General features: G+C 69.4%; 8 protein-coding genes. 2 read left to right on the forward strand and 6 right to left on the reverse strand.

What is annotated here, in order from left to right; translation table 11 throughout:
• Positions 1–12 precede the first annotated feature (12 nt).
• The 5 genes from ABH941_RS37155 to ABH941_RS37175 all read right to left on the reverse strand — a co-directional run bounded on the left by ABH941_RS37155 (position 13) and on the right by ABH941_RS37175 (position 9,130).
• The gene (locus ABH941_RS37155; RefSeq protein ID WP_370135141.1) at positions 13–1,749 is read right to left on the reverse strand and encodes a thiopeptide-type bacteriocin biosynthesis protein; all 1,737 of its coding nucleotides are present in this window, start codon (positions 1,747–1,749) and stop codon (positions 13–15) included.
• On the reverse strand, positions 1,740–2,933 hold the full coding sequence (locus tag ABH941_RS37160) for a nitroreductase family protein (protein WP_370135143.1): 1,194 nt from the start codon (positions 2,931–2,933) through the stop codon (positions 1,740–1,742). Before ABH941_RS37160 ends, ABH941_RS37155 begins: the two co-directional genes overlap by 10 nt.
• A 10-nt stretch (positions 2,934–2,943) precedes the next feature.
• Positions 2,944–4,890 carry a TOMM precursor leader peptide-binding protein gene (locus tag ABH941_RS37165; RefSeq protein ID WP_370135145.1) on the reverse strand — a complete coding sequence of 649 codons (1,947 nt, stop codon included), beginning with the start codon at positions 4,888–4,890 and terminating at the stop codon, positions 2,944–2,946.
• Complete coding sequence (locus tag ABH941_RS37170; protein WP_370135148.1) at positions 4,887–6,377, reverse strand: hypothetical protein; 1,491 nt, start codon at positions 6,375–6,377, stop codon at positions 4,887–4,889. The genes ABH941_RS37165 and ABH941_RS37170 overlap by 4 nt, the downstream gene beginning before the upstream one ends.
• 191 nt (positions 6,378–6,568) lie before the next feature.
• Positions 6,569–9,130 (reverse strand): lantibiotic dehydratase, encoded by a 2,562-nt coding sequence (locus ABH941_RS37175; protein WP_370135150.1) that lies wholly within the window; start codon positions 9,128–9,130, stop codon positions 6,569–6,571.
• 343 nt (positions 9,131–9,473) lie between these two features.
• Between ABH941_RS37175 and ABH941_RS37180 the strand changes: the two genes are divergently transcribed.
• A complete protein-coding gene (locus ABH941_RS37180) occupies positions 9,474–9,647 on the forward strand; it encodes a hypothetical protein (RefSeq protein ID WP_370135153.1) in 174 nt (57 codons plus the stop codon).
• 461 nt (positions 9,648–10,108) lie between these two features.
• On the forward strand, positions 10,109–10,408 hold the full coding sequence (locus ABH941_RS37185) for an MgtC/SapB family protein (protein ID WP_370135156.1): 300 nt from the start codon (positions 10,109–10,111) through the stop codon (positions 10,406–10,408).
• A 316-nt stretch (positions 10,409–10,724) separates the two neighbouring features.
• Here ABH941_RS37185 and ABH941_RS37190 read toward each other — a convergent pair whose 3' ends face one another.
• The gene (locus tag ABH941_RS37190; protein ID WP_370135158.1) at positions 10,725–11,999 is read right to left on the reverse strand and encodes an MFS transporter; all 1,275 of its coding nucleotides are present in this window, start codon (positions 11,997–11,999) and stop codon (positions 10,725–10,727) included.
• Between the last annotated feature and the right edge of the window lie 282 nt (positions 12,000–12,281).

Consider the following 12,281-nt stretch of genomic DNA (forward strand, 5'->3'; position numbering starts at 1 on the left):
CCGTACGGCCCTTCAGCGATCCGCCCGTCCGACAACTCCAGTCACCCCGGACCGGAGCTGGCCGACCGGCAACAAGTAGGCAAGCACGTCATCAATGCCGTCCAGCATGAACAGCTCGTGTGCGATGTCGTCGTAGAACGCACCCACCACGCCTAGCGACAGCCCCGTTGCCGCGGCCGTGAGAGCCAGATTTTGAGCGAGGTGTCCCGCCTCCAGGAAGGCGAACCGCAGAGCGCGCAGGCCGTAGCGTTCTCGTAGCGCGCCGAGTTCAACGTGGAGGCCGACCATCGCGGGAAGCGCCGACACGTCGACATACGGGGCAGAGGCGTTCTCGCGCCTGAACCACATGGACGCAGCTGCTAGTTCATCGGCTGTCGGTGCCGCCCCGATCGGCAGCAGCGTCCTGGTCGCTGGCTCCAGTTCATACATGCCCGGGCTCAGGCCGGCGACGTCGCGGGCGATGAGCCGAAGTCGGGCGACGTACTTCGCGCCGGCGCTCGGGTACGGGCGAGGCTGGTAGCCACGGGTATCAGGTGCGGCATGTCCGGCATGGGCGGACCACAGCAGGTTGCCGAGATCCTCCGCGTTCGTGGACCCGCCGAGATCCCCCTGCGCGCACCTCCGACGGGTCATGGCCTCGCCCAGCGGCATACTCGGCGACTCTCCGGCTGTCAGGGCCACCGGTGATCCGACGAACGGTTTGCGCTGGGTCTGCTTCTCGACCCGTGGTAGGTCTCTCGGCTGCTGCCACTGCATCCGACTCGGCGCGTAGTTGCTGGCGTCGATGTAACAGCGGTCCACAGCCCGGGGGTGGTCGGCGAAGAAGTCGGTGGTGCCGCCGGGAGCGAGAAGGGACGAGGCGATGAACCAGTAGAGCGAACGCTCCTCGTCGGGCAGCACGCCCATCCGGTTGAGCTGCATGTGCAGTTGCGAGGACCACACCTGAAGCCAGCGCTCCCGGCTGACCGCGTCGTCCACCTCCAGGCGCGAGCGTGCCGCCTTGACGCAGGCGCCCCACTGGTCACGCAACCGCGTTCCGGAGGCACTCGACGAGTGTATGTCGTGCCAGCGGCGGACGACGGCCGCCGACTGAGTCGCCGCCGCGTCGAGTGCCGAGCCCTGGACCGTCGTCGGAGCCAGACTCGTGCTCTCGGAGTACCCACGCCAGGCGATCACACCGCGACGCAGCCACCGGACGGTATCCAGCGGGTCGAGGTCGAGTGCCAGCGCGGTAGCCAGAACGAAGTCTGTTGCGGCGGCCAGTCGTTGGCCGTGCTGCGGGGTGCATGCGACGGCCGCCGCGGCGATCCTGCTGGACTGGCAGAACACCTCTTCCGCGACCGGCAGCGCAGCTGCGCCGCCGTAGCGTTCGGTCTCCGGCTCGTAGGCGGTCTCGCGCACCTCACCATGCCCGCGCAGGGCCTCCGGATCGCCCGCGGTCCGCCGGTATGCCTGCTCGACCTGGTCACCGATCGGATACGGCGCGGCCCGCACGGCTTCGGTCAGGTGCTCGTGCAGTTCCTCAGTGGTCGCCGGGTCAGCTCCCAGGGCCCTGATCCGCAGGTGGGGTCCGTTCTCGGCGTAGCGGATGAAGAACCACTCCTCGATCCGGCCGGACGTACGCAGGGCCTCCATCAGCGGTGTCAGGGTCGCAGTGAGGAAGGTATCGGTGTGCTCGGGCCGCCAGTACAGAAAGCAGTGCAGGCTGCTCCATGTCCTGCCGCGGGACGAAGCGGGAGTCACTGCCATGTCGGCTCCTCCGGGTCCGTGAGGTCATAGCAGAAGTCCTGGGCACGGGGCCGGCCGACGAGCAGCATGTAGACGATGTCCTCGCCGATGTCGGCCTGCACTGCGGCCTCGGTGGCGGGTTCGTCGAGGCTGCGCACCGGGCGGCAGAACAGTCCTGCCGCGGCGGCCGCGGAGCACACGTGTTGGGCAGCCGCCCCTGCGCTCAGCAGCGCATTCGTGTAGCCGTCGGGGCCCTGACCTCGTATCACGTCGTCCACATCGGCGCTGATCACCCAGACCACGTTCATGCCGGTCACGTCGATGTCCGCAGGACCGAACCGGAACGCGGACTGGATCCCCTGAGTGGCCTGACCTGGCCGAAGTGCCATCAGTCCTCCCTCGCCCAGTTCGTACAGTCCGTCCGTGAACCCGGTCACCCCGCGCACCGCGAGCCTGTGCCGCAGCGCTCCCCCGCCGCGCCGGCCGGCCAGGGAACCCGTCGGCGGGCGGCTGTCCTGGAGCAGGCGCTGCAGGACCCCTGCAGGCAACGGTCGGGGATCCGCAGACAGGCCCCGTGGGCCCAGCGCCGAACTGCGTGCAGCGCTGACCTGTTGCCATGGCCAGGTCACGGCCGTGCTGTGACGGATCGTCACCTCCGCCACAACGCCGGATCCGCCTCCGCCGACCTGGGGCGAGGCATGCACGGCCAGCCCGTTGGCGCGCCCTGCCTCGACGAGGGCGGAGCTGAGGTGGCCGGCCTCCAACAGGGCGAGTGCGTCGCGCAGGGTGCCGTACCCGTCGGACAGCCGGTGGGGTTCGACGGTCAGCTCGACCGTGGCCGAGGTGACCGTGGACGGATCGGGTAGCCGTCGTTCTCCTTCCAGCAGAAGTCTGACCGGATCGATCGGCCAGCGGTGCTCACCGAGCCGCAGTGCGGCGTCCGTGAGGTACACGCAGCGCGGAGACGGGTAGGCCCGGTGGTCGTTGTGCGGGTTCCAGGGCTCCCACCGGTGGGGGGCCAGCGCCGCGGTGAGCGTTCGGACCAGGGCCGGGCCGAAGTCCGGGATGTCAGCGAGGCTCCCCAGAGCCACAGAGTGTGCTGCTCGGTACCGGTCGGGGCGTACGGTCCGGTTCGACGCCTGGATCGATTTTCCGGGTCCGTGCGCGTAGGCGGTGGCGAGCGCGGTGCGCATGGGATCGGTCATGCCTGCCCGTTCAAGGAAAGGGATGGGGGTCGAGAGGCAGGTGTTCGTAGCGGGGACGGACCGGCAGGCGGCCCATCTGCCACGGCACGTCCAGCAGTCGCGGCAGACCGCGGGTGCGGCGGTAGACATGGCCGAAGGTCATCGGCAGCGCGCCGGGCACCACTACCTTGGCCGCATGGAGTCCGAGAGTGTCGCGTACCTGCGGGTCCGTCTGGTCGACGACGACGACGTCCATGCCGGCCCGTACCACATGGGCGGCCATCTCCGTCAGCAGGACGCCGAGATCAGGTACGGGTTGTGGCCGTCCGGGCCAGATCTCTTGCCAGGGTCGGGGCGGTCCGCTGTCCGCCAGCAGGAAGTCGAAGCGTGAACGGGCTTCAGGCAGCGCGTACAAGCCGGTGTGGTCGTCAAGGGCGACTACCCGCTGTGGCTCGTCGAGCATCCGCCGCAGTCGGTCCCGGTCGAACGTGTGGGGCGACGTGCGTGCCTGTTCGGCGGCGACTTCGAGGTTGACGACCACTTCCACGACGGCCGAGCGGATGGCCTCCATGGGATCGGGGTGGGCTCCGGCCGCGAAGAACGCCTGCGGGGCAGCGGAGTCGGCGTCGCGGCACAGCACGAGGGAGATCACGGCGGGAACGCCGAAGTCGTTGCTTGCGTCGAACAGCAGCAGGTCGTAGCCCAGGGCGTCGAGCCGGTCGGCCGAGTGGCCCACGAGTGGGTCTTCGCAGGGCTGCGCGATCCGGGTCAAGGGTGTTCGGGCGTACCAGGCCATGAGGAACGCGTCTCGCTCGGCGACCTCGAGCAGGCCGTAGAGCACCGCCTCCTCCAGGCTGTTGCCCAGACCGCAGCCATTGGAGCTCTCCAGGACGAACGGAGGCGAGTCACCGCCGGACCGCCGCTGGGGAAGGCCCCAGTAAGCCACCTGCTCGGGCACCGCGAGCGCTCGGTCCCGGCCCATCGACCAGCCGTATACCCAATCTGTCGTCGTTTCCGGGGTGTAGCGGGCGATCCGGAACTCCGGCAGTTCCTCCAGGTGCGGTTCGTAGAGCCCGAGCTGGGCGGGATCGAGGGCGCGCTGCGGTCCGAGCTCGGCGAAACTGCCGCGCAGCACGGTGCGCTTGCCGCGCGGGCCCATTCCGGTCATCCGCTCGACGGCTTCGAACAGCGCAATCCGTTCGGCACCAGCGAAGGTCAGTGCGCGGCCGTATCCGCCATCGCGCTTCTCCCAGTCGCCGACCACTGCGGCGTGGGCGAGTGCCAGCGGGTACTCCTCCTGGCGGGACAGGCCCGCCACAGGGCCCAGCCGCCAGTCGTGCAGTGCGGAACGCAGCCCGTCACGACTGGTGGCCGGGTTGTCCTGACGCAGCCGGTAGGGATCGGCCAGTGGTCGTGAGGCAGGGACGAGCCGAGCACGTTCCGGCGTGTCCTTGGGCAGCGGCCCGCAGATCGAGCAGCCGCCGCGACGTGGCCTGGACCAGTGAGTGGAGCAGCTGCCATCGTTGGTGCGCACCGCCCACATGGTGCCCGACCAGCGGGCGGGGTCGGCGAGGGCATCCGCGGCAAGGGCGGCGAGCAGCGGGATCGCGGTCGGCGCGCACACGCCGCCAAGGAGTAGATCGCCCTGATCCCTCGGAGTACGACCGCCGATGGTCGCGAGGCGTTCCGTCTCGACGCAGCCCAGGCAGGCAGGAGCGTCGCGGTGCAGCAGCGGCCCGACCAGTGCCGTCGACCCATCGACCCGGACCGGCAGCAGCGTCGCCCCGGTCCGCCAGGTGTGGGCGGACAGGGCGGAAGCCTGGTCGGGGGTCCAATCGTCCAGTGCCACCACCGCGGTAGGGGCGGTGGCAGTCAGCGCCGTGTTCAGGTCCAGAACCGGCCACGGCAGCTCGGCGTCGGTCATAGCGCTGGCGAGAAGGTGACGCAGTCGCTTCGAACGGAGCGTGGTGCCGGTCACGGGGTGAACTCCAAGGCGACGAACCCGGCGACCGCAAGCGCCCGGGGCAGGCCACTGTTCGTGGCCACCGGCGTGGCGGACTGTGCACGGGTGACGAGCAGTCGACGCAGTGCACGCTGCAGAGCGTCTTCGCGCTCGGCCGCGGCTGCCGGCCAGATCCAGCTACCGGTCTGCCAAGGCACCGAGCGCGGCGCCTTGGTGGCGGGCGCGGGAGCGGCACCACAGGGTGCATGTACTGTCGCCGCCGGGTCACCGCCGGCGGCCCGCCATTGCAGGGTCCCGGCCGCGGCCAGCGCGCAGAATGCCGCAGCGTCCGCCGGGGTGTTCTCCACAGCCCAGCCCAACAGTTCAGTGTCGCCGAGCAGTTCGGCATGATAGACGCCCGGGGCCGTCCGGTGTACCCGAAGGTCGGCTTCGACGCCGAAGCGCAGAGTCACCGCTTTGAACCAGCGGCGGGCATCTGGCGACAGCGCCCAATCCGCCGCCTCCGCCTCGGTTCCGCCGGGATGAGGGTGGTGTCCATGGACCAGCCGGCGCAGCAGGACACCCTCGGCGTGCCTGGTGTCGGCGCCCACCACGGCGGGGGCTCCGCTGTCCAGGCCGATCAGGTGTTCTGCTGCACCCACGGCGGCGCTCAGCCGGGCCGTGGCAGTATCGGTGCCGATGCCGCAGACGACGGCACTGCCGATGCGGCACTGGGCCAGTCCGGCCGGCAGCTGCGGCAGGTCGTCCAGTTCGAGAACGGGCAGCACGCCGGTCTCGGGGTCGCTCAGAGCCTCGACCCGGGTCAGCACAGTGTCCTGATCGGCCGGTCGGCCGACCGGCAGGGTGGGCTCGGCAGAGTCCAACCACGGGTGGTATTCGGCACGCAGCGGATCAAGGCGGGCGATGAGGGCGGTGGGGTAACCAATCGTGGACGGTGCTGCCGGTGCGGCGGCGAATGTGTCCTCGCCGGGGTCGGGCAGACCGGCGATCGCGCACACCAGACGATGCGCTGCGGCACCGCCGACCAACGCGGCGAGCACAGCCGGGGAGGGGATCTCGGCGGGCAGCCCGATCCGGTCGGCGATCGCCTCGGCGTCACGGTGTGCCGATACGGCGGATCCCGCCGGGGTCACGAAACCGACGTCGCCGCAGGCCGCCACCGCCACAGACACGTCACCGGCGGCGAGCAGGACGGGCGCGGCCGGCAGCTGACCGACACCGTCCGCGCAGAGTGCCTTCACCCCGGCCCCGCTCAGGGCCCGGGAAGCGGCGGCGGCGACCGGACCGCTCCTGCTGACGGTGACCGCCGCGGACCGGATCCGCTCCCAGGCGCCGACGGGATCCGGTGCGACCGCAGCCAGCCAACTGGCGATCCGCGCGGGTGGGTCGGCGGGGTCCAGTGACTCACCCCATCCCGGGGGTATCTCGACCAGCATGTCGTGTTCGTGCAACTGCTGCACCAGTGTGGTCATCGCGGTCCGGACGGTCGGGTTGGGGGCCATGTCCAGCAACTGTTCGTGAGAGCGGCCGTCAGCCAGGGCCACTGAGGTCGCTTGCCACAGTCGCCACAGTCCGGAAGCGCCGTTCATGGTGAAGCTCGACTGAGCACCCCGTACATGGATTCCGTCAGGGACCGGGCTGGCGTGCACGATCGGCCGCAGCCGCAGCATTGCGGTACGGAGGGTTGGAGCTGTCACGGGTGACTCCGGTAGGTCTCGGCGACGATCTCGACGGTGCGCATCCCGGCCTCGGGCTCCGGCAACGCCTCTTCGATGATCAGGCTGTCGGGGTAGCGGGCCAGGGTGCGCGACAGGCAGCGCACATGCAGGGCACTTCCGAGGTCCACGTACTGGGACTTGGGCTGTTTGAAGAAGGACGTGATCGAGCTCGGCCCGGTGGCACCCTCGGGGGGTGCCGCTGAGACGAAGACGTGCTCGGGGATGCCGAGCAGGGCCCGCCAGCGAGACGCCGCCTGTACGGGTGATCCGTGATCCAGATCGGCCCGCCAGGCATGTGCCGTCTCCGCCGGGAGCCGCCACCGGGCACGGGAGAGGATCACATCGCGGTAGCGCAACCGGGACTGGTACCGTATGCGGCCCACTGCGGTGTCGCGGTCCTGTGTCCGCGCCAGCGCCCCACCGAGGTCCACGAGGCCAGACCCCAGGTCGTTCACCAGCGGCATCCAACGGCCTGGCAGTACGAACGGCATGAGGAAGCCCAGGTACAGCACATTGATCAGCTCGCCCGTGGCGGCGACCCGCAGCCGCAGCTGATCGCCAGTGGTGTCGTGGACCAGCTCCAGCTGCTCTGGTTGAAGCGTCGCCCAGGCCGCGACCTCGGACACCTCGTCAGCCACCAGCCGGGGATGGAGGTTGGCGTTGAACCCGCCCACAGGGCGGATCTGGGCTACCCGTTCCACACTGCCGAGCGCTTCGGCGATCTGCGCCGACACCTGCTGCTTCGCGTCCGGGCCGAGGTGGTCGAGAAAGCGGCTCGTGAAGCGCCCCCAGCCGCCGTAGACATGGTTGACGCACAAGCGGGCGGTGCCGGCATCCGTGACGGGCTGTACGAACACGCTGTAGGAGGTCGGGCGGGTCCGGAGCCAGGCGGGACTTCGACGTCCGGCATCGGCGACCAGCTGCTCCGGCAGGACCGCTTCGCCGTCCACTCCCGCGGCCGGGACGGCGGAGGCCACTTCGGCGCGCAGACGCAGCAACTCCTGGACCTGACCGCTGACGGACTGTAGGCCGTCGGGGCGGCCGAGCGTGCTGTCCCGGTCCCCATGGTCGAGCGCTCGCCATGCCTCGGTGATTTCGTCGGCGAACTCGACGAGCGAGTCGCAGCTCCCGCCGACGCCGAAGCGTGCGACGAACCGGTCCCGTGCCACCTGGCGGGCCACCGAGTATCCATCGAACAGCTCAAACAGGGGGCTCAGGCGGACTATGTCGGGTAGGACCGCGCTGCCGTGACCGGCGGCCAGGGCCGTCACCGTGTGAGTGGCGACATCCTCGGTGAGCGGCGCCCTGCGGCCTGCAGGTGCAGCTCCGACCAGTGAGAATGCCTCCGCCCACCGGGACCGGATCCGGGCCAGGCATTCGGCTCGGGACTTCGCGGGAAGTTGCGCGTACCTCTCGGTGTCCGCTCCGATGTCGGCCAGTTTCGCGGCCATTTCGGCGAACCCGATGGCTACCAGCCAGCGGGTGGCCTCGTGGACGATGTCTTTCGCCTGCGGATCGAACGGGTCTTCCGGCTGGAGCAACCCTTGGTCGATGAGCCCGTCGACGTACGCCACCGCGGCGCGCTCTGCCTCGTCCGACGACGCGGGAAGCCGGGCCGCGATACCCGCGGCGAGGTCGTGCGGGCGTACGGTGCCGCCGACCCCGACATGGGCAAGCACATGGCGCAGCGGCGCGGTCAGCGGAACGGCCACCTGCTCCTCGCGGACGATGGCTGGGGACGTCTCGTCGACGGGGGAGCGTCGACGGTATCGCACGTGCGACCCGTCGAAGCGCAGGCCCGGCGCGAGCCGGTGGTCCAATACCGCACGCAACTCCCCGCGCCCGAGAACCGCTTGGACCAACGCTTCCAGCGTAGATCGCTCCACCCGGGCCACAGCGGACGGCACGGCGCGACGCAGATCGTGTCCGCTGTCATCCTCGCGCCACTGGCCCCATCCGACGTGAGAGAACCAGGACAGCGGGCTGGTCTTGGTGACGGCGCGCATCGCGTACCGCAGCACCGTGGCCTCGGACTTGCGGGCCTGCTTGTCCGGTGCCTCACCTTGGATGGCCGCACGTTGCACCGCGTGCAGTAGATCCCCGCTGGTCAGTGCGACGGCGCACTGCAGTTCCTCGCTCCGGCAGAGTTCGGCCAGCGAACTGCGGTCGGCCTTCAACGCCGGCTCGGTGAGCATGTCGAGTTGGTCGACGATCCGGTCGATTTCGTCGCGCCACGACAGCCACTCGTCCAGCAAGGGGGAATGCTGGGGCAGGTCTGCGAGCGCGGCCCGAAGTTTCGGCCGCGGTGATCGTTGGTTGTGCACGTCTCGTCGCAAGGGCACCAGCACCCGGCTACGGACATCTGGTGGTGTGGAGCCGGCAAGGTCGTGCAGGGTGTCGCACAGCTCGAGGCCGGCTCGTTCGGACCAGGAAGTCAGGTCGACCAGTCGTCCGACGATCTCACGATACGCGATCGCCGTTGGCGACGGTTTCGGGGCAGAGAGCGCCACGGTTCGGACCACCGCGTACGGCGCCACGGTCACCGCGCCGGGAGAGGCGGCGGGCAAATCCGTCGCACCGACCGTCGTGTCGGTCATCCAGCCTCCTCCGGCCCGCCCAGTCCGCGCGGCAGGCCACGCGCGGCGTCAAGGATCATGAAGGCGATGCTCGCAGCCGTCCGCCCCAGCCGCGTCGGTAAAAATGCCTAACCGCTTACGTACATCTCCGACCGACGCCAGTCCTGCAGCTGAAGACGTACACCGTTAAGTACTTCTACCGATGCCGGACAAGGCCGAAAGTCCGAGAGTGGACGGGATACGCGATACCGCCCTGCAAAAATCCGGACGGGTCGCGTCGGAACACAACACGTAGGAGGACTCCATGCCCCAGATCCTCGAAACCAAGGCGATGGAGGTCGAGTTCGACCTCAGCGACCTCGACCTCAACGCACTGACCGTGACCAGCATGCACGACCCGGCAGCGAAGCCGGAGCCGGCCACCGCCAACACCGCCTGGTCCTGCTCGTGCTGCTGCCTCCCCGTCAACATCCCCTAGCCCGACCGCGCCGACTAGAAGCCGGCTGAAGATCTTGGTGGTGGGGGTGTCCCGATTGGGGATGCCCCCACCGTTGTTATGGGAGCACCTCCGCTCCTGGCAGTTGCCAAACCAACTCGAGGACGCGCCGGTCAAGGTTTGGGCTGTGCAGGCATAGCCCAAGGGTCCGGCACTAGAGCCGGTGCTCCGGCGGACCCCGAACCACTTGTGAAAGAAGTGCTCCACTCACCATCTGTCCATGTTCGACTTCCTGCTCCGGCTGGCGACTGGGCGGGTTGCGGAGCGCCTACCGGCGTCAAACGGCAGTGGCGAGCCCGGATAGCGGGCCTGCAAACCGATCTCCCTGGTCGCCACCGGCGCCACACTCTTCGTGCTCTACAGCGTGGCAGTCGGCGACACCAACAGCCCTACCCGGGTGCCCTCGTACGTCGTGTCGGGCATCGGCTTCCCCGGGCGGCGGATTGATCCGGCGCGATGGCGCCGGAGCGCGCGGCCTCAACACCGCCGCCACGCTGTGGTGTTCGGCCGCCCTCGGACTGCTGGCCGCCGCCGATGGACTCCTCGTCGCCCTGCTGGGCACCCTGCCCGTACTCACCGTGCACCTGGCGCTGCACCCGGTCGCACGCCTGCTGAACCACGCCCCGGCCGCCGGCACGGATCCGGACGCGGTGCGCGCCGCAGTAATCCTGAAGAACGAGCACCGCGCGGAGACCCACATGCGGACGCTACTGCTGCACAGTCCCTGGCCGCCCACGGGCTAACCCCCACCGGACTGCGCCCACTGGGACCACGGCGAGTACGCCAGCCTCGGACTCCCGTGGCGATCAGCGGCGATGCGCCCCAAGCATGGGAACCCGTCATCGCCCGGCTGTCCCTGGAGTCAGGGGTGCGCAACCTGCACTGGCACCTGGAAGGGGAGACGCCAACGGACAGCAAATAGGAAATCCTGACATGACGACCCGACCGGACAGCGCTGTGCCCGCAGACGCTGAAGCCGTCGCAACCGCGCTGCCCGGCTGGCGCCTTGCGAGGGTTCCCTCAGCCGGAGGGCCTCAGGCGGCGGTGTCGGGGCACCGGTCATGCTGCGGCCTTCCTACTGCTGGACGGTTGCGGACCGGTCGGGGCTGCGTGATCACGCAGATCGGGGATGTGGCGAAGGCCGTTGTCGGTGGTGCTGAAGAGCGCGAGGACGCTCAGGACGGCGCCGAAGACAAGGAAGACCTCGGGGTTGGCCAGGTGCTCCAAGAGCAGACCCGCAGTGAGGGGCCCGAACGGAACGATCAGGCCGGGGAGGATCGCGCACGCCGTCTGGACACGCCCCTGCAGGTGATTCGGAACGCTGTGCAGGGTGGCCGCCGAGATGGCGATATTGGCGGAGGGAACCAGCACGCTGCAGCCGGCGATGAGCAGCACTGTGAGGACGATGCCTCCTCGGACGGCAAGCAGCGGTACCAGCGCTGCCGTGATCCACAGGACGCCGAGGACCAGGATGCGGGGTGTGAAGTGGCGGCCTGCCCAGGGTGCGAGAAGGGAGCCGAGGAGGTTGCCGCCTCCGGAGCAGGCAATGATCAGGCCGTTGTGGAAGCCGGTTGTTCCGCCGGCGGAGTTGGCGGTGATGAGTGTCAGGATGATCCCGCCGAAGGCGAAGTTGACGACTGCGGAGTTGATCAGGGTGTAGCGCAGAAACGGGCTGCGCCGCACCTCGGACAGGCCGGTGGTCAGATCGGGCAGCAGTTTGCGAGCAGGGTGGGCGCGGGCGCTGCTCGTAGTTGACGATCCATGGATCTTCACGAAGGCGATACAGCCGGCCGAGGCGAGGAACGAGAGAGCGTTCACGATGAAGGGCAGGGCGGGTGCGGCAGCGTACAGGGCGGCACCGAGCAGCGGGCCGACCAGGGTCGCCGCAGCCGCACGCACCTGGCTGAGGGAGAGCGCCGCGGTCAACTGCGACGGTGGAACGACGCTGCGCAGCGCGGCGGAGGCCGCAGGGCCGAAGGGCGCGGTGAGGACACTGTTGGCCGTGGCGGCGATCAAGGCGATGGGCAAGGTGACTCGGTGCGCGCCGACGGCGAGGGTGAGCAGGGCGAAGACCAGCGCCCGGGCGAGGTCGCAGGCCAGCAGGACAGCCTTGCGGTTGACCCGGTCCACCAGGACGCCCGCTGGAAGGGCCGCCACCAGGCCGACGACGGTCTCGGCGAAGGTGACGACGGCGAAGTCCGTCACAGAGTGGGTGGCCGACAGGATGACCAGGGGAAGAGCGATGTAGCAGGCCTGCGAACCAAAGGCCGAGAGCGCATGTGCGCTCCACAGCCACTGATAGTCGCGATTGCGGCGAAGCGGCGGGCTGTCCATCGCTGTTCCTCCGGACGGTGGGTACGGTGCTGGGCGGCGCGGACGGTGCCCAGATGGGCGACCGCCCGCGCCGCTTTCAGAACGACGCTGGGTGAGCGGGACACAGCACCTCCCGCTCAACCCCCGCTAGTCCTGGTGGATTTCGCAGAGGTAGCTCAACGAGCTGAAGGCTGGCAGCGTGGTGTCATCGATGTCGGCGACCGACAGGTCCTGCAACTGAAGGATCTTCTCCACGAGGTGCTCTCCTAACGGTGATCGGCTACTTCCGGGAGCTGTCCCAGA

The organism is Streptacidiphilus sp. EB103A (assembly GCF_041261405.1).
GTDB lineage: Bacteria > Actinomycetota > Actinomycetes > Streptomycetales > Streptomycetaceae > Streptacidiphilus.

Coding starts and splice junctions, on each gene's coding strand:
- ABH941_RS37155 (WP_370135141.1), bottom strand. CDS start 1,749: ATGGCAGTGACTCCCGCTTCGTCCCGCGGCAGGACATGGAGCAGCCTG.
- ABH941_RS37160 (WP_370135143.1), bottom strand. CDS start 2,933: ATGACCGATCCCATGCGCACCGCGCTCGCCACCGCCTACGCGCACGGA.
- ABH941_RS37170 (WP_370135148.1), bottom strand. CDS start 6,377: ATGGCCCCCAACCCGACCGTCCGGACCGCGATGACCACACTGGTGCAG.
- ABH941_RS37180 (WP_370135153.1), top strand. CDS start 9,474: ATGCCCCAGATCCTCGAAACCAAGGCGATGGAGGTCGAGTTCGACCTC.
- ABH941_RS37190 (WP_370135158.1), bottom strand. CDS start 11,999: ATGGACAGCCCGCCGCTTCGCCGCAATCGCGACTATCAGTGGCTGTGG.